The organism is Dysgonomonas sp. 521 (assembly GCF_010501055.1).
In the GTDB taxonomy this organism is placed as follows: Bacteria; Bacteroidota; Bacteroidia; order Bacteroidales; family Dysgonomonadaceae; genus Dysgonomonas.
On sequence record NZ_QVMO01000036.1, the window covers coordinates 26,209 to 43,825 of the forward strand.

General features: G+C 41.9%; 17 protein-coding genes. 6 read left to right on the plus strand and 11 right to left on the minus strand.

Going from position 1 to position 17,617, the window contains the following annotated elements:
* The first annotated feature begins 16 nt into the window (after window positions 1-16).
* Window positions 17-811 (plus strand): hypothetical protein, encoded by a 795-nt coding sequence (locus D0T84_RS11480; RefSeq protein WP_163308013.1) that lies wholly within the window; start codon window positions 17-19, stop codon window positions 809-811.
* Between the two features lie 153 nt (window positions 812-964).
* Window positions 965-1,528, plus strand: a complete 564-nt coding sequence (locus D0T84_RS11485) for a GNAT family N-acetyltransferase (RefSeq protein WP_163308014.1) — start codon at window positions 965-967, stop codon at window positions 1,526-1,528.
* Here the strand turns inward: D0T84_RS11485 and D0T84_RS11490 are convergent.
* The 6 genes from D0T84_RS11490 to miaB form a co-directional block, all read right to left on the minus strand.
* Window positions 1,507-2,271, minus strand: a complete 765-nt coding sequence (locus D0T84_RS11490; protein ID WP_255495330.1) for a DUF6599 family protein — start codon at window positions 2,269-2,271, stop codon at window positions 1,507-1,509. The genes D0T84_RS11485 and D0T84_RS11490 overlap by 22 nt on opposite strands.
* The gene (locus tag D0T84_RS11495) at window positions 2,272-3,423 is read right to left on the minus strand and encodes a DUF362 domain-containing protein (protein ID WP_163308015.1); all 1,152 of its coding nucleotides are present in this window, start codon (window positions 3,421-3,423) and stop codon (window positions 2,272-2,274) included.
* A gap of 541 nt (window positions 3,424-3,964) precedes the next feature.
* Window positions 3,965-4,324 carry a hypothetical protein gene (locus D0T84_RS11500; protein WP_163308016.1) on the minus strand — a complete coding sequence of 120 codons (360 nt, stop codon included), beginning with the start codon at window positions 4,322-4,324 and terminating at the stop codon, window positions 3,965-3,967.
* Window positions 4,314-4,691, minus strand: coding sequence for a hypothetical protein (locus D0T84_RS11505; RefSeq protein ID WP_163308017.1), 378 nt, complete (start codon window positions 4,689-4,691; stop codon window positions 4,314-4,316). Before D0T84_RS11505 ends, D0T84_RS11500 begins: the two co-directional genes overlap by 11 nt.
* Complete coding sequence (locus D0T84_RS11510; RefSeq protein WP_163308018.1) at window positions 4,681-4,884, minus strand: YtxH domain-containing protein; 204 nt, start codon at window positions 4,882-4,884, stop codon at window positions 4,681-4,683. Before D0T84_RS11510 ends, D0T84_RS11505 begins: the two co-directional genes overlap by 11 nt.
* A 209-nt stretch (window positions 4,885-5,093) precedes the next feature.
* Window positions 5,094-6,467 (minus strand): tRNA (N6-isopentenyl adenosine(37)-C2)-methylthiotransferase MiaB, encoded by a 1,374-nt coding sequence (gene miaB, locus D0T84_RS11515; RefSeq protein ID WP_163308019.1) that lies wholly within the window; start codon window positions 6,465-6,467, stop codon window positions 5,094-5,096.
* Between the two features lie 146 nt (window positions 6,468-6,613).
* Between miaB and D0T84_RS11520 the strand changes: the two genes are divergently transcribed.
* Window positions 6,614-7,402 carry an aspartate dehydrogenase domain-containing protein gene (locus tag D0T84_RS11520; protein WP_163308020.1) on the plus strand — a complete coding sequence of 263 codons (789 nt, stop codon included), beginning with the start codon at window positions 6,614-6,616 and terminating at the stop codon, window positions 7,400-7,402.
* Here D0T84_RS11520 and D0T84_RS11525 read toward each other — a convergent pair.
* Complete coding sequence (locus tag D0T84_RS11525; RefSeq protein WP_163308021.1) at window positions 7,385-8,269, minus strand: D-isomer specific 2-hydroxyacid dehydrogenase family protein; 885 nt, start codon at window positions 8,267-8,269, stop codon at window positions 7,385-7,387. The genes D0T84_RS11520 and D0T84_RS11525 overlap by 18 nt on opposite strands.
* Window positions 8,270-8,296: 27 nt before the next feature.
* Entirely contained in the window at window positions 8,297-8,578 is a 282-nt protein-coding gene (locus tag D0T84_RS11530; RefSeq protein WP_163308022.1) for a hypothetical protein, read from the minus strand.
* A gap of 527 nt (window positions 8,579-9,105) precedes the next feature.
* On the opposite strand from D0T84_RS11530, the gene D0T84_RS11535 reads away from it, so the two are divergent.
* Both D0T84_RS11535 and D0T84_RS11540 read left to right on the plus strand, forming a co-directional pair.
* Window positions 9,106-9,915, plus strand: a complete 810-nt coding sequence (locus D0T84_RS11535; RefSeq protein WP_163308023.1) for a metallophosphoesterase — start codon at window positions 9,106-9,108, stop codon at window positions 9,913-9,915.
* A complete protein-coding gene (locus D0T84_RS11540; protein ID WP_163308024.1) occupies window positions 9,896-10,540 on the plus strand; it encodes a hypothetical protein in 645 nt (214 codons plus the stop codon). Before D0T84_RS11535 ends, D0T84_RS11540 begins: the two co-directional genes overlap by 20 nt.
* A gap of 2 nt (window positions 10,541-10,542) precedes the next feature.
* On the opposite strand, the gene D0T84_RS11545 is transcribed toward D0T84_RS11540, so the two are convergent.
* Window positions 10,543-11,604, minus strand: a complete 1,062-nt coding sequence (locus D0T84_RS11545; RefSeq protein WP_163308025.1) for a lipopolysaccharide assembly protein LapB — start codon at window positions 11,602-11,604, stop codon at window positions 10,543-10,545.
* 399 nt (window positions 11,605-12,003) lie between these two features.
* Between D0T84_RS11545 and D0T84_RS22965 the strand changes: the two genes are divergently transcribed.
* A complete protein-coding gene (locus D0T84_RS22965; protein WP_255495331.1) occupies window positions 12,004-12,138 on the plus strand; it encodes a hypothetical protein in 135 nt (44 codons plus the stop codon).
* Between the two features lie 7 nt (window positions 12,139-12,145).
* On the opposite strand, the gene D0T84_RS11550 is transcribed toward D0T84_RS22965, so the two are convergent.
* Together D0T84_RS11550 and dnaG are read right to left on the minus strand one after the other, a co-directional pair.
* Window positions 12,146-14,236 carry a dihydrofolate reductase gene (locus D0T84_RS11550; RefSeq protein WP_163308026.1) on the minus strand — a complete coding sequence of 697 codons (2,091 nt, stop codon included), beginning with the start codon at window positions 14,234-14,236 and terminating at the stop codon, window positions 12,146-12,148.
* A gap of 1,042 nt (window positions 14,237-15,278) precedes the next feature.
* Window positions 15,279-17,279, minus strand: a complete 2,001-nt coding sequence (gene dnaG, locus D0T84_RS11555; protein WP_163308027.1) for a DNA primase — start codon at window positions 17,277-17,279, stop codon at window positions 15,279-15,281.
* Window positions 17,280-17,617: the final 338 nt, after the last annotated feature.

The following is a 17,617-nucleotide window of genomic DNA, read 5'->3' on the forward strand; positions in this document are numbered from 1 at the left end:
GAATAATAGAAAAAAAATGACACATCAGCAAATACTAGACAAACTACACAGGCGTATGGCTGAATCTATGGATTCGGACCTGCGGAGGATTATATGGAGCCAGATGACTTATCATAATGTGGCGGATAAAAAGAAAGTACTGGAATTGCTTATGATCCGCTGGAATTGTGCCCTGAAGGGAACAAAAGAAGAAGTGACGGATAACTATAAGGATATGGTAATACTTACGCTGGCAGTTCTCCTGCACAGGTATGGGATGGTGGATGAGCAGATAACGAAAGACGCTTTGGCGGCTATAGACAGCCTGAACGAAAAGGTGGTGACCTCGGATGCTTTTTTCCATCAGACTGCTAAGATGAAAGAGTTTCTGCAAAACGAGCCTGCATCGTTGACGAAACGTCCGGTCAGGCCAAAGGCAGATGTGACATTTTACAGGGCGCAGGACGTTATATCGTTTAAGCAGGATGGTAAGTACTGTGCCGCCTATGTACATAATAATCATCAGAATGAATATCCTGTTATCGAATTCTATGATTTTGTTTCAGACAAAAAGCCGGACATGCAGGATTTAGCCGGAGCAAAAGCGAAGGGTATTACAAGGGCGAACGGTAATATGGAGAAATGTAAATATATGGTATTCGGACTAAAGGATTTGCCTGATTATGCAAATCAGGTGCACCTGATACAAGCAGCTGTGGCTAGCCCGCCCGATAACGAGCACCTGAAGCAGGGAGACGGGGTTTGGGAACATTCCGCCATCGGTTCCGATATAATAGAGATACAGAAGGTTATAAAAGGAATTATCAAATGATAACCCGCTATATACAGGGTGCTTCTTTGACTTCTCAAATCCTCTTGTAAAGCTTGAGATAGAGAAAGAGACTTTGGTTTATGAACAAATAGTACGTATAGATATGGACTGTATGTCGTCTGTAGAGGTTACACAGCTTATTTTCTGAATATTATGGATAGTTTCCCTGTCTTACATACCCGGCGGCTCAATTTAATAGAGATCAAACAATCTCATCTGAATGACTTGTTTAACCTTTTCAGCGATAAAGAAGTGATCAGCTACTATAACCTGTTGCCATATAAGGATATAGAAGATGCGCAGCCGTTGCTTGATTGGTTTATCAGCCGTTACCGGCAAGGGCTGGCTGTGCGTTGGGGGATAGCCCTCAAAGGCAGTGAGCATATTATAGGTACAGTTGGATTCAACAACTATACGGAGAACCATCGCGCTAATATAGGGTATGACCTTCAAAAGGAGTATTGGAACAAAGGGTATATAACGGAAGTATTGCAAATGGTCATTTGCTTCGGCTTTAATGAATTGAATGTCAATCGTATCGAAGCTGAGGTAATGCAAGGAAATTTGGCTTCGGAGAAAGTGCTTGAAAAACTGCGCTTTAAGAAAGAAGGGGTTCTTCGCGAATGGATGTACTGGAACGGCGCACACTACGACATGACGATGTACTCTCTATTGAAAAGTGAGTATAATTCATCTCAGAATCCAAAAGAGCCATGACTGTCCGTTTCTTCTTTTTCGGGGCATTTTACATAAAGGGATCCATTGTCGGCACTGATTATATTTTCCTTCGGTATCCTATCCTTTAGCCTGTCCATATTTTCATCATCTGTAGGATGTATGAGTGCATTGTAGTTCTTTGAAATATTATCATTTACAAGCCATATACCGGAGAAGGCAATGCCTTCCATCCATTGGAGAAGTGACGGTTGCGCGTTCGATATGGAGAGGTTGCCTTTCAGGTATTTAACGGATGACGAAAAAGGTATATGCTTATTTATTTCTGCCGGGATAAGTACTTTTCGGGCATTTAATGTATCTGCATACAGGAATAACAGCTCATCTGCGTTTCTCCTTGCTTTCCCCGAACCGGACTGGAAGACGATCGATATATATTTGTTATCAATAGCAGCCTGATACTGATAGGCTGATAAGCAATTGAAGAAGCTGAGCGTATCTGCTCTCATACATCTGAACGTATGCAGCGAATAGATACCAAAAGCGTTTTCAGGAGACGGCATTTCGTATATATCCACTGTATAGCTCTCGTCCTTATATTTTATATCTCTGGTTATGAGTTTTTCAAAACCGTATTCGAGATACAGGTCGGAACCGCCGTTCATAAACCCGTAAAGGCCTGTTCCCGTAAATGTGCGTTCTCTTTCTACGGTAATATGAGGTGTCGTTTGAGCCGAAGATAACAGCCAAAGCGAACTCAGTAGTGTGAGTACGATGTATTTCATTTATGCCAGATTTATTTCAGTCAGGTTTATCCTGTCTTTGTTGGCTACGCCTAAATTTAGTTCCTGAGCCATATTCATAAACTTGAGGGCGCCTGCCTTATCTTCGGTTTGAATTCCTTCCTCTATCCGTTTTGCTATCACGATGTCGTGCCCTATACGGTCAACAGCCACGGGGTCGCTTCCGGCGAGGAGTGTATTATAATTGCAGATAAACTGCGGGTTGGCAGAAGGGCCTCCTTCGAAGCAGCCGATCAGCCCGTCTACTATATTCAGTACCACCTTATCGCGCAGTGGGGGAAAGGCGCACGCATACGCTGATGTTTCGTGCCACAGGTCTTTGTGCAGTCTCGCAGTGTTGGTTATTGAGCCGAAAGCAAGGTTTTTCATGCATAATGTAACGGAGGAACCCGCGTTTTTCAATACCGGCAGGTTAATGATCTTAGTTACTTTCTGCGTGCATATCTTTGTGAAGTATGAATATTTCCCTCCGTTTACCATAAAAGGCATTGTGTAAGCATCATATTCCATTTCCACGTCCGCGTACAGGTAATGATCCTTGTCGATACGCTCTTCACTATATAGTTTACCTTCATTATTGTAATAGCTTCCTGCCGCGTCTTCGCACTCCGTTCCGGTAATGGTTATTCCCGGATAGTTTTCTTCGGTATATCCGGTTTCATGCAGTTGCATTTCGCGTCTGTCCCAGATTACCATGTTTTCCCGTAGTATGCCTGCTTCTTCCAGTTGTTTCACTACTGCCTGTGTAAGGGCATGCGATGTAGTTAACAGCTTTCCTGCCACAGGGTTGACTTTCAGCCCTATTATATCTTTTTCGTCGACAAACTGTAGCCATGCTTTATTCAGGTCGGTTTCCCCTGTTAATTGCAGCATACTTTCTTTGAGCATGTCATATACTATTTCTTCTGATGGTTTCCCGTCAACTATGACCGAACTGTGGTTTACTCTTACAACCTTTCCGGGATATTTTCCGGGCATGGAAGATGCGTTTCGGGGAATAGCCAGAGCATCTTTTATATTTGTCTCCGGTTTGATGTCCTCTGTCACTAATGAGGGCGCGGCTTTCAATATAGGAGAAACTGTGGCGCCTAATCCGCCTAAGAACAGGGATTTGAAGAATTTTCGTCTTTCCATAGTGCTGAGGTTAAGTTAACTGATTATCAAAAGTAAAAAATAATTCTAAGTACAAGACAAAAATAATAGAGTTTATATTCAATAAGATTATATATGGTTTATTCTCTGTGATTTAATTGCCTCCTGCTTTAGCTGGAGGATAATAGTCTAATCAGATAATGGCTTTAGCCAAAATGTTTTGACTAAAGTCGTTTTCTATCTGTATTATTATCCACGACTTGAAAGTCGTGGCAACTAAAACTCCTAAAAATATGCATCTTACTCTTTTATTGAATATAAACTCTAATATAAAACTTGTAATTGCCAGTTATACTGCCCCTTCAGGGCGTTTTGATAAAACAGGCTGTAAGCCTAGTATAATTCAGCCTAGGGCAATGCCCTAGGAAACATTAACAAAGTGCCTGCGCCCTGTAAGGGCAACATAATAAGACTTTTAATATATATAAATGTTTTTTGTCATGTACTGTAAAAAATAATTCTAGATCTTGTTAACTTATAAAACAAAAAACAAGAAAGTAAATGCACTTTCTTGTTTTTGTTTTTAGTCATCATCATCCTTCCGTTTTTTCTTTTTCTTTCCGGAGAAGATGGACTTTATTTTTTTCATAAAGTAACGCCAGAGAAGTGGCTGTACAAGTTCCCATACTACGGGATAATAAGCAGTGAGTCCACTAAGCAGGCTGTTCGATGTTGATGTTTCTTCCTGTTGTTTCTTCTTGTTCGCGCCAAAGCCAAATGAACTTAATATCGCGTTTACTGTACTCTGAAACAATAAAGAACCGGCATTATCTGAAAGATACGTCCAATGATCCGACAGGCGGTGTTCGCTTTCTTCACATTCGCGCCTTACCATATCTTTTTCGCGGCGTAGCTCTTCCAGTGGTGTCAAACTATTTTTCATCGGCTTCTACTTTACGGATAAATCTGATTGTGTTATGCAATATCGATTGTTTTATTTTGCCTCTGCAAAGGACTACAACCAACAGGACAAGTAGCGAAAACAGAGCCATAATACCAAATCCGGCTGCCAGACTGTTCAGCAGTTCGCCTACAAAGAATGCCATACCTATCAGTACGAAAAACAGGATGACAGCTACAATAGCAAGGATTATTAAGCCATATCCCAGACCGGAAGCAGAGATACTCAACTTCTCAAAGGCATCCAGTTTGAACAACCGGATGCGTCTGTTGATATAGCTTAATAATTCTAACTTGATTTCTTCAATTATAATATTTAAGCTTTTTTCGTCTTCTGAATTATTCAACATCGTCTATTAATTCATCTATTTTTCCTCTTCCCTTTCCGGCCGCGTGTCTTACATTTCCTTTTACTTTGTCTACCAGGCTGTTTATGTCTTTCAACCATTCTTCTTTCTTATCAGAAGCAGCAACATAGCCAACCGCAGCACCTAGTGCAGCGCCAATGGCCAAGAACAATAAGTTCGAACCAGTTTTATTCATAATTATTATTTTATAAGTTAATTCTATATCATTATAACGTATTTAACGATCTTAAATTTTATCAAAAGAATATTTCTAATATAAAATTATACATCAGTTAAAACAGGGGTAAATGCCTAGTACTCTTTTTACTTTCCCGTAAAGGACAACTAATATAGCTATTTTTTGAAATACGGGAAATAATTTTTAGCAAAAAACTATTAAAGGAGCTATTCTATAGCCTCTCCGAATAATGTAGCTGAAGTGTTTCCTGTAATCCTTACTATAACAAAGTCGCCTACGCGATGGTTCGCTTTGTCGAAAATAACTACTTTATTCTGGGATGTCCGCCCGAAGAGTTGTTCTCTCGACCGCTTGGAGAATCCTTCTACAAGAACCTCAAAAACTTTGCCGATATCCCTTTTATTACTTTCCATCGAGCATTCATTCTGTAAATCGATAATTTGCTGCAAGCGTTTTATTTTTACATCTTCGGGAATATCATCTTCCAGTTTTTTTGCCGCGAATGTTCCGGGGCGTTCCGAATATTTAAACATAAATGCCGAATCGAAGCATACCTCGCGCATCAATGACAAGGTATCCTGCTGGTCTTCCTCTGTTTCGGAGTGGAATCCGCACATGATATCCGTGGATATGCCACACCCGGGTATAATCCGCCTGATGGCTTCGATGCGGTTGAGGTACCATTCACGGTCGTATTTTCGCTTCATTACGTTCAGCATTCTGCTGCTGCCCGATTGTATCGGCAGATGAATGAATTTGCAAAGGTTGTCATATTTGGCAATCACTTCCAATGTCTCATCCGTCATGTCTGTAGGGTAGGAGGTCGTGAACCTGATCCGCATTTTAGGCGCTGCTTTGGCGGCAAGTTCCAGTAACGCTGGAAAATCTACAACCGCTCCGTCCTCATCTTCATAGCGGTATGAATTTACGTTCTGTCCCAGTAAAGTGGCTTCTTTAAAGCCTTTGTCCCGAAGGTTTTCGAGCTCGTTGAGAATGCTTTGCGGCGCACGGCTGCGTTCGCGTCCTCTGGTGTATGGGACAATGCAGTATGAGCAAACCTTGTCGCATCCGCGCATAATGGATATGAAGCCCGAAATATGGTTCCCTCCTATGCGCAACGGGATAACATCTTTGTATGTCTCCGTCTTTGATAATTGTACATTGATCGCTTTTTCGCCTTTTTCGGCGGCTCCCACCAGATTGGGCAGGTCGAGATAGGCATCGGGTCCTACTACTACATCGGCATGGTGCTTGTCGTGCAGTTCCTCTTTTACCCTTTCGGCCATACAGCCGAGAACCCCGATAATCATATTGGGTTTCTTCTTTTTCTTGATGGCGTTGAAGTAGTCGAGGCGTTGAATTACTCTTTGTTCGGCGTTGTCGCGTATCGAACATGTGTTTACGAAAACGGCGTCAGCGTCTTCCAGCTTATCCGTCATGGTATAACCATCCATCTGCATCACAGACGCCACAACCTCGCTGTCGGCAACATTCATTTGACAGCCATAGGTTTCGATGAACAGTTTCTTTTCTTCGGTAGAAGTCGTGGATTTAAAGTCCAGTCCTTGCTCGTTGTTCATAGAAGTATATTTTTAGTATGTAATTAAGTACAGATGATTTATCTCAAAACATCTTTGGATGGCAAAAGTACGAAGAAAAACGGAATTGCATTACCGCTTTAAGCTTTTTAAGAAATTATCAGATTATAAAGCTTATCTTTGCCTGCATGAAAAAGTTAGTTATTGTAGGATGCGGACATCTGGCCGAAATAGTGGCAGATGCTGTTATAAATGGCTTATTGCCGGAGTACGATTTAGTAGGTGTTTATTCGCGTACTGCTGCTAAAGCAGACTATTTAGCGAATAAGATGCAACAGCACGGAAAACCATGTGTGGCATGTACAAGCCTCGATGCTCTGTTTGCACTGAAACCGGATTATTTAGTAGAGGCGGCATCTCCTGCGGCAATGAAGGAATTTGCCCTGCCCGCGTTGAAAAACGGGATATCTATCATAACCTTGTCTATTGGTGCTTTTGCAGATACCGCCTTTTATGAAGAAGTAAAAAGTACTGCACGGGAAAATGGTACACGTATATATATCGCGTCAGGAGCTACCGGTGGTTTTGATGTGCTGAGGACTGCTTCGCTGATGGGAAATGCCCGGGCTGAATTCTTTAATGAAAAGGGAAATGACAGGCTGAGAAGGTCGGTCGTTTACGATCCTATATTGGAAACCGAGAAACGTGTTGTGTTTTCAGGTACGGCAAGGGAAGCCATAGCCGTATTCCCCACCGGGCTTAATGTATCGGTAGCCGCTTCGCTGGCATCAGTGGGTCCGGAGGATATGCAGGTCACAATGCAGTCTACACCCGGTTTTGTAGGAGATACGCAAAGGGTAGAGATTAAAAATGATCAGGTGCATGCAGTAGTGGATGTGTACAGCGCCACTCCCGAAATTGCTGGATGGTCAGTGGTGAGTACCCTTATCAATATCGTTTCACCTATTGTATTCTGACAGGTTTTTCAATACTTTTTCGCTCAGGCGGTCGAAGGCCTGACGGGTACGTCCTGTGGATACCTGCATACAGCGAACATGCGGATGATTGAGCAGACGTTCCCCGCCTAATGCTCCGGCTGTGTCGCAAAAGCACAGGTTGTCTCCTTCGAGCCATTTGGTAAAGGCAGGTTCGTCCCATGCCGGAGATAGCCCTGTATTGAATAATATCTTTTTATTACCGAATAGGGAGAACTCATCCTCGTGCAGTAATATTGTGTTCTTGTTGAGGCAGCAACAAACGACCTCGCTTTGTGAGAGAAGTTCTCCTAATGGGAGGAAGCGGTAACCTTTATCTTTGGCTTCCTGTTTTTCGGTACGGGAGAAATAGGCAATCTCAGCTCCAAAGAATCTTAGCGCGTCAGCAATCATGCCACCCGATTTACCTAGTCCTATGATACCCGCTTTCAATCCGGTTATCTCACGGGGCATTCCATCCCACGGTTCTTGTCCGAATCCGTGGAGGCAGCGTACAAGTTCACTGATAACGTATTCTACCACACCTTCGTCGCCATAGTCGCGTATGCCTGTTACTGTGATGCCACGTTCGTTGGCATACAGAATGTCAACATTAGCGCTCTCAGGCGAGTATAGCGAGCAGCACATGCCGATATACTTTATGTGCGGGCATTTTTCCAGTACTGTACGGTTAATCCGTGATGTATAGCTTAGTAACACAGCATCTGCATCTCCGATACGCTTTGCTATTTCTTCATCATCAGTTGGTATGTTATCGTACATTACTATTTCTTTGGCAAAGTCATGTAATGCTTTTTCTGCGGATGGAATCAGGCTTACGGGTTCGATAGCTACTAGTTTTCGGAACATAGGATGGTTATTGGTTTAGGGAGGATATTACTTTTCTTCTTCAACGATGAACCAGCGCGTACTGTCCTTTTCGCGGGCAGCCGCCTGCCCCGGTTGCAGATCGGGCAATTTTCTGAGAGCGGGCTCCATTTCCAGTATTTCATCTACCGAAACGAGGTAGGCGTCCTCGTCTTCACTTACTTCATCGTCGCCGAACAGTTGCCAGTCGCCATCTTCGTCGTAAAGGACGAAAGTAACGGGGGAGCCATTGGTCAGTACATAGCTTGTAGTCAGTATCGACTTATTCTTTTGTTCTTCTTTTAGTTTCATTGTATTGTATTTTGAAATAAAGGTAGTGAATTATTTGATGCAAATACGCCAAAAGAATTTTTCTCTGAGTAAGAAACTTTTTAAATTATATACGAATAAGTACTAAGTTGAAATTAGTTTGTATTATCCATATTTACATAAATGTTGATAATCAGATATATACACTTAAAAAATAATATAAACTAATTCATGTTCTGTACTTATTTTATTATACCTTTTTCTTCGTTCATTTTTAGTCTGTTTTTTTCCTTTCTCTCAACTTAACCAACGGTCACAGGAGCGAAGCGAATAAAAGAATAATCGGTCGGGTTACTTCTTCATTGCTGAAAAATACATATAAATGCCACTCAGGAGTTGAGCTACTTTCAACCCCTGATTCGCATTATAAATAGGATTATATGGAGGTACAACTATATTTGTTAAAATAATCTTAAAAAAATGAAATAATCAGCCTTTATTATTTTTTCTATATACGAAATCCTTTTATCAGACGTAATATTGCACCCCCAAGCAATTATTTTTATTTTATGAGAAAAACTATACAATTACTATTCTTGTGTATTCTCTTCATTCTGCAATCCTGTGAAATGATAGAATACCATCCCTACGACGGACGTATAACCGGCGAAACAGATATAAATAAAAAGAATATCAAAAGAATAGAAGCTGCATGTAAAGACAAGGAAACCATTCGCTTTGCTATGATAGGAGATACCCAGCGCTGCTATAATGAAACCGAAGATTTTGTAAAGGCATTGAATAAAAGAGATGATATTGACTTTGTTATTCATGGCGGCGATATTTCTGACTTTGGCGTAACAAAAGAGTTCTTGTGGCAACGGGATATGCTGAATAAGTTATCGGTTCCTTATGTCGTATTGCTGGGTAATCACGATTGTCTGGCAAATGGGGTGGAAGTATTCCAGAAGGTATTTGGCGAGGTCAACTTCTCCTTTATTGCAGGCCGGACAAAGTTTGTATGTCTGAATACAAATGCGCTGGAATTTGATTATTCTCTTCCTGTTCCCGATTTCCAGTTTATAGAAGAAGAACTGAAAAGCCGGAAAGATGAATACGAAAAGACAATATTCGCGATGCATGTACGCCCTTTTAATGAGCAGTTTAATAACAATGTGGCGAATGTGTTTCAGCGGTATATCAAAGAATATCCGAACCTTCAGTTTTGTTTAAACGCCCACGACCATCATGTTTCGGTTGATGATTTGTTTGAAGATGGGGTAATATACTATGGTACACCCAATATAGGCAAAAAACAATACTTCCTTTTTACTCTTAACACGGATAATACATATAACTATGAAGTGGTTTCTTATTAAGAAAGGGTTCTTTATCATTTTTGTACTCCTATTCTTCCCTGTTGTCAGCTTTGCCCAGAACGGGTATGAAAAGCGTGTAGAAAAATATCAGAACCAATGGGCTAAGCTGATACCTACACATGCTAAAATACAATATGCCGGAGGTATGGGGCTTATCTCTTTGGGAGCAGGCTGGGACTATGGGAAAAACAACCAGTGGGAAACGGATGTATTCTTAGGATTCCTGCCTAAATACTCCACAAAGGAAAGTAAGATAACATTTACATTGAAGCAGAACTTTATTCCATGGAACAAGAAGATAGGCACAAAGGGCTTTTCTATCAATCCTCTTGCCTGCGGTCTGTATGTAAACACGATCTTCAATGGCGATTTCTGGGTAAGTGAGCCGGATAAATATCCGAGCGGGTATTACTCCTTCTCCACAAAGATGAGGTTCAATATTTATGTCGGGCAGCGGATTACCTATCGGATTCCGGAAGAAAAGCGCTTTTTCGCTAAATCGGTTACTGCTTTTTATGAGTTGAGTACCAATGATTTGTATATGGTAAGTGCTTTTACAAACAGTTATCTCAAACCCGATGACTATCTAAGATTGTCCTTTGGCCTTAAGTTTCAGCTGTTTTAGGCTTAATACTGGTCTTTTACAAACTTATTTTTGGAAGTTAGTTTTATGGGGTTGTTGGAGAACCATTCCATGAAACTCTTCCATTCATTTTCGTTTGCCGATTTCCACCCTAGGAAGCCTTCGGTATCTCCCTGCATCAAAATCCAATGGTTGTAAGCATCGATATGTCCTGCATCTTTTACTTTTTTCTGATAAGACATTAACGCATTCGGATATATATTTTCCAGGTTCTTTCTATAATAAATGTCAAGGAAGTTTTTCCGGATCTTGTTTAACGTGTTCATGTCTATGACTTTGATATCGGGGAGCGACATCATCAGTATGGGCTCGTAAATACCTGTGCCGAAAGATAACTTTGCATTGTCAGAGCTGAGTTCCGCATATTTACAGAAGCTGACAGATACAGTAGAGTCATTCAGTATTTTAATCTCATTCTTGTATGTATCATATAGCAATCTGCTAATTTCCACGGTACGCTTGCTATTTCTCTCCAGGTTCATAAACAACTCGCCATACATCATGCCCCACACCTCGTCTTCGGTGTTCAGGTAGATTTTGGCAGCCCAATAGTAGTTGGAAGGGAACGCCGGTTCCAGCTCAATCCCTTTCTCGAAACAAGAAAGAGCGTCATATTCTTCTCCGTTGGCCATTTGCATATTTCCCAGTTCGAGATACAGGCAGCCTGAGTGCGGGAATTTTTTTAGCCCTCTTTCGTACGTTTTTACGGCTTCTTTGCTGTCTCCCAGATAATCGTAACAGTTGCCCATCATCTGGTATAACAGGTCGGATGCTTCCTTGTGCTTCTCCAGTTTTTTCAATATTTTGAGAGCCTCTTCATATTTTTTATCCAGGCAGAGAGCATAGGCAATCTCGTATGGATATATAAAGCTTTTAGGATCTAGTTCGCGTGCGTCCTGTAGTAATGCGATACTTTCCTGTATCTGCCCTTTGTCCATCAGCTTAACGGCTTCTGTTCCTATCTGATACGCTCTTTCTTCTTTCGATTGTGCACTGACAGAAAGGAGTGGAAGAGAAAGGAATAATATGATTATGATGTTTCTCATTATGCTTGGTATATGTGGTTCAATTGTGTTTCTACATGCAAATATAAAAAGAAAAAAGCTGCAAAAAGCAATTGATCCGGCTTTTAAGGTTTTATGCCTGCTTATTACTTTGTTATGTGCTTAATTATAAATATAGTATTGGTGGGGGCTGAGTTTGCCCGCCCGGTGTAGATATTATTCATATAAGAGGGCGTGTCAAAAGTCAAAAAAGAGTAATTGTCGTTGCGGGCTTGATCCGCAATCCCCCTCATAATCAAGGTTGATTCCTTTGGGATTCCGTGTCAAACATGGAATGGCAGGCTTTTGACACACCTTCTATAAATTATTAATGTGTAATTATTTTATAATCAGATAGATATTATTTTATTTGATGTAATTCAAACAGTTTCTTCACAGTACATGACAAAAATTATTCAAACACGATTTGGAGACGATGTAGGGGCAGTGGCTTGTCCCTGCCCGCTTGTCATCGTTTACGGGCACCCACAAGGGGGTGCCCCTACAGCAGGATATAAAATTTTGTCATGTACTTAGCAGTTTCTTAGTCATTGAATGTAGGCAATGTAGAGAATTCTTTAGAATAGCGTATCATTTGCTCCGCGTATCCCTCTTTATATGAAATCTTTACGTCTGTAATCTTGCCATCATTATCCTTTACCAGTTCGAAGGTAGGGTTAACAAAGCCTTTATATGGTTTCATATTCAGGGTTTTGTAACGTGCAAGCACTTCATTATGCAGCTTCTGGTCTACTTTGATCGCATAGTTCTCTACGATTGCTTTGGCAGCCTTGAAGTCGCCTTCCGATTTTATGCGCTGTATTTCAGCCAGTAAGTCACCGAATAATGTACGTAGCTTACTATAGTCGTTCACTACGACGTATGTTTTCCCGTCTCTCACTTTATATTCTACTACATTATCCGCTTTGCCTTTCTCATATACCCATTTGGCTATCAACTGACGGTTGCGCATGTGAGATTCTTCTATATCCTTACCCGGCTCTATGCGTACCAGCTGGGTCATAAGTCCGTTCATCATAAATTTGTAGTATTCAGCCTTGTATGCTTCGGCATTTGGGATAATACCCAACTCTACCAGTTTGGCATCGGCAAGAAAATACAGGCCGAACAGGTCGGCACGGGCTTCTTCTATTGTGGAACTGAATTCGCCCAAGGCATTCGGGTCAACTTCGGGCATCAACTTACCTGAACCGTGCCCAAGACATTCGTGCAGGTCGGTGTGCAATACATCTGTAACAAAGCCGTATTGCTTAAGCAGGTTAACTTCGCTTTTCGACCACATAAATTCGTCATTGAAACCGGTATGGGCTCCCGCCGCGTCGTAAGCCTCCATGATGTTTTCGATGGTTACCGATTTAGAGCCGTGGTCTTTGCGTATCCAGTCGGCATTCGGCAGATTTATACCTATCGGGGTGCCCGGATAGCAGTCGCCTCCCAGTTGGGCTACGGTTATCACTTTGGCAGATACTCCCTTTACATTCTCTTTCTTGAATTGTTTGTCTACAGGCGAGTGATCCTCAAACCATTGAGCGTTTGTACTGATGATTTCCGTACGCTTTGTAGCCTCTACATTCTTGAAATTTACAATAGATTCCCAACTGGCTTTGATTCCCAGCGGATCGCCATACACTTCGGTAAAACCGTTTACAAAGTCTACCTGAGAATGGAGGTCTTCTACCCATGCGATAGCATATTGGTCGAATGTTTTAAGGTCTCCTGTTTTGTAATATGAAATCAGTTTTGTTATAACCTCCTTTTGCTTATCATTTTCAGCTACAGCCTGTGCTTTTTCGAGCCATCCTACAATTCTTTCGATAGCAGGAGAGTAAAGTCCGCCCACTTTCCATACATCTTCCACCAGCTTGTCGCCTACCTTTATCAGGCGGCTGTTCAGCCCGTACGAAACCGGGGTCTGGTCGGTAGTATCCTTCATCGCATTGTAGAAATCCTGTACTTCCTTTTGTGTTACCGTTTCGCCGTAATAATTATTGGCAGAGGTACGTATCAGGTCGCCGCCCGATTGGTTTACCTTTTTAGCCATAATGTTGGGGTCGAACATTACAGGGGTAATTATTTGTATGAAGTTGTCTGCGCTGATGTATTCGCATAGCGAACGGCAATCTCTCGGTATCAGGCTGTCGGGGAGTGCTTTTACCTGTTCGGCGAAGAACTGTTTGGAAAAACCAGGAAGGAATTTTTCTTCTCCGTAATGATGGTGTATCCCGTTGGAGAACCATACGCGTTTCAGGTAAATCTCAAACTCCTTGTAGTCTTTGGTATTCTTGTCGCCTTTGTAATTCTCATAAATGGCTTCCAGTACACGGCGGATAGCCAGATTGTATTTATTATTCTGGTCGAAAAGGATATCACGCCCTTCGATGGCGGCCATAGAAAGGTAATAAACCAGTTCTTTTTGTTCCAAAGAGAGATTGTTGAATCCCGGAACATAGTAACGGAGAATTTCGAGGTCGGCAAATGCGTCTACCTCATATCTAAAGTCAGCAGGGACTGAGTCTGTCAGGGCAGCTTCATTATGAGACGCTTTTTGACTTCCTCCGCAGCCTGCAAATAACATTGTTAATCCTGTCATAGCAATTAATACTGTTTTTTTCATTGGGTTTATATATTTGAGTTATAATTTATATTGTTGAAATTATTCACTTTGGTTTTCAGTGGTTTATTTATAAAAAGTAACAAAGGTAACACCTTTTCAGTTCTTTTTTTATGTTACTTTTTCCTTTTTTCAAAGAATACATTCTATAGTTCCCGCAATGTTCCATATCTGCCGGATTGTTGTAAGAATTACCTTTCATAATTCAGGCTATGATTATTTTATTAAAAAGTGACAAAAACATTGAAACAGGCTTGAAAAACCTGATTTTGGCTCCTCCGATTTTAGCTCCGCTGATTTTCAATTCATAACCGAAGGTTATCGGTCCAGTGTCATCAACTTAAGGATTATGGAACCAAAGATCAGGGCTGAAAGCCCGTCTTATTTCAGCCCAAGGCAACGCCTTGGGTCAGAATATCCAAACATAGAGCGAGCGCGCTGAAAGCGCAGGTCAATGATTTGGTCTTGTTCTTAAAGTTTAACCTGCGCTTTCAGCGCGCAGTTTCTGTTAGATGCTGTTTACCCAAGGCGACGCTTCGCTTGCCATTGGGCTGAAATAATAAAGGCTTTCAGCCTTAGCTTGAAGACATTGGGGTATCGGCCTGCGGAAATTGCAATGCTTAGAAACTACTGCCAGAAAGACAGGACAGCATATATTTTGCCTTTCGGACAATTTGTTAATTATCAATGTTTTCCATATTGGATATTTTTTGTCATGTACTTGTAATTATTTTATTAAAAAGTGACAAAAGTGACTCTGAACTACTGTTTATTTAGAGTCACTTTTTCCTGTATTGCCATCACAGGTGAAAATATAATAGTTGAAAGCAAGATACATAAATAAGACAAATTTATATTAAAAACACGCAGTCAAATTCAATCAGGGTAAATGAAATTGTACAGTCTCTGTCGAAACTCCGTAGGGGTGTATTGCATACGACCGCATAACGCAATGTCACAGCCGGACGTATGCAATACGTCCCTACATGAGCCCGGAAACAGTTTGTGAATTTTGATGCGCTTACCCTAAATTTGCGCCAGCATTTTACCAGCGCAGAATAATCCGTTCGCCTAACTCCTTTGCTAGGATTTTTTTGATTTCTTCGAGTTCCTTCATTTTTTGCATCAGTTCGATGGCGCCGTCCCAGTCGCCGGCTTTTTGTTTTTGCTCCATCTCCTCTTTTATATCTTTCATTTGTTTGGAGATATATGCGTCCTTCAATTCGGTAACGGCACGCGGTACATTTTTCCAGAGATGTTTTTCTTCGGCAAGGGGAGTATCTTCCTTTTTCATGTTTTCGCCGAACTGTTTGATATGCACCTTGCTCAATTGGTACCTGTCACTAACTATCTCTGCCGCTATTTTACTTATTTCCGCATCCCTGTGGGCAAGGAAATAACGGCTTGGGTTGAATGTCTCGTTTTCCGATTGCTCGATAGATTCTTCCAGCATTATCTTATACTGCGGATTCACAAACCAGAACCCGTCGCGTTTCAGGTCAAACTTTACCCAGTCGATTACCGTTGTAGGCATATCGCCTGTCACGGTATTGCCTTCCCCTCCTTCTGCCAGTATCTCCATTCCATAGCGGACGATAAAGTAAAGGATGGCCAGTTCGAATTTATCGATATTTGTTTTTTTCGTAGCTGGTTTGCCCGAACGTACTACAGGCTGGGATAGGTCTACATTCAGGGCAGACATCTCCGGCTCAATCTTTGGCTGGGGCGCTTTTCCCAAATGAGCCAGCCGCTTTTTATTCACCTCCTGTATGAGTATGCGTTCGTCAATGTCCAGTAATATACTGCAATCTTTTATATATACGCTGCGGATAATATTGTCGGGGATAACGGAAATACTGCTTACGATGTCTGTGATTAGGGTCGCCCGTTTAATAGGGTCGTTACCGGCCTCGTCCAATAGCAGTTGGGTCTTGAAACGGATAAAATCCACTTCGTGCTCCTTGATATAATTCGTGAGCGATTCGGCATTTTGCTTGCGGGCAAACGAGTCAGGGTCTTCGCCATCGGGCAATAGCACGACTTTGATCTTCATGCCTTCCTCCAGCAAGAGGTCTATCCCCCTCAGCGCGGCTTTTATCCCTGCCGCATCGCCGTCATAGAGGACAGTCACATGTTCCGTGAAACGATGGATAAGCCGTATCTGCCCATGTGTAAGGGCTGTGCCCGATGAGGCGACAACATTTTCGATTCCCGCCTGATGCATGGATATGACATCCGTATAACCTTCTACCAGATAACAACAATCGGCCCTACTTATAGCCTGTTTGGCAAAATATATGCCGTAGAGTTCATTCCCTTTATGATAGATTTCGCTTTCGGGCGAATTGACATATTTACCTGTATTTTCCGCCTTTTTGAGGATGCGTCCACCAAAGGCGACAACCTTACCGGATAAGGTATGCACGGGGAACATGACCCGCCCGCGAAAACGGTCGATAAGCGAACCGTTGCTCTCACTTTTAATCGTTAAACCGGTCTTTACCAGATAGTCTTCTTTGTATCCGGTTCTCAGGGCTTCCTGTGTAAAGGCATCCCGCTGCTCGAGGCTATAGCCAAGCTGGAACTTACGGACAATATCATCCCTGAACCCCCTCTCTTTGAAGTAGCTTAATCCTACCGATTTTCCTTCGATATGCTCGTGCAGGGTATTAGCAAAGTAGGTACGGGCATAGTCGTTAAGGATAAAGAGGCTCTCTCGTTCGTTGTATGCCTGCTTTTGCTCTTCGGTAAGTTCGCGTTCCTGTATCTCTATATTGTACTTCTTCGCCAGATGGCGGAGAGCATCGAAATAAGAAAGCTGTTCATGCTTCATGATGAAGTGGACGGCAGTCCCTCCCTCGCCACAGGCAAAGCATTTACATATATTCTTAGCCGGGGAAACATAGAACGAAGGAGTCCTGTCTTCGTGAAACGGACACAACCCAACATAGTTTATCCCCCTGCGTTTCAGGGTAACATATCCGGACACCACATCAACTATTTGCGCGGCATCTATTATACGGTCTATAGTAGCTTGATCTATCATGATTTTTACAGACACGAAAATAGTGAAAATATTCCGGTTGTATATTTCCTTCTCCCATTTGAATGGTTAAATATAAGTAAGAGGGTGTCTCAAAAGTATTTTTTCATATCTATGTACATACGCTACGCTCCTGTGACCGTTGGTTGTCATGTTGAACGGAGTGAATTGAATTGAAAATCGACAGAGTCAAAATCGACAGAGTCAAATATTCCGTGTCTGGAGGGTCGAGATTCTTCGTTGCACTACCAATGACGTCATTTAAATTATATCCGTTTTGACAATCATAAAATTGTGTTTTTTAGCTAGTTTACCCATAAGTCTTATTTCGTTAGCATTGA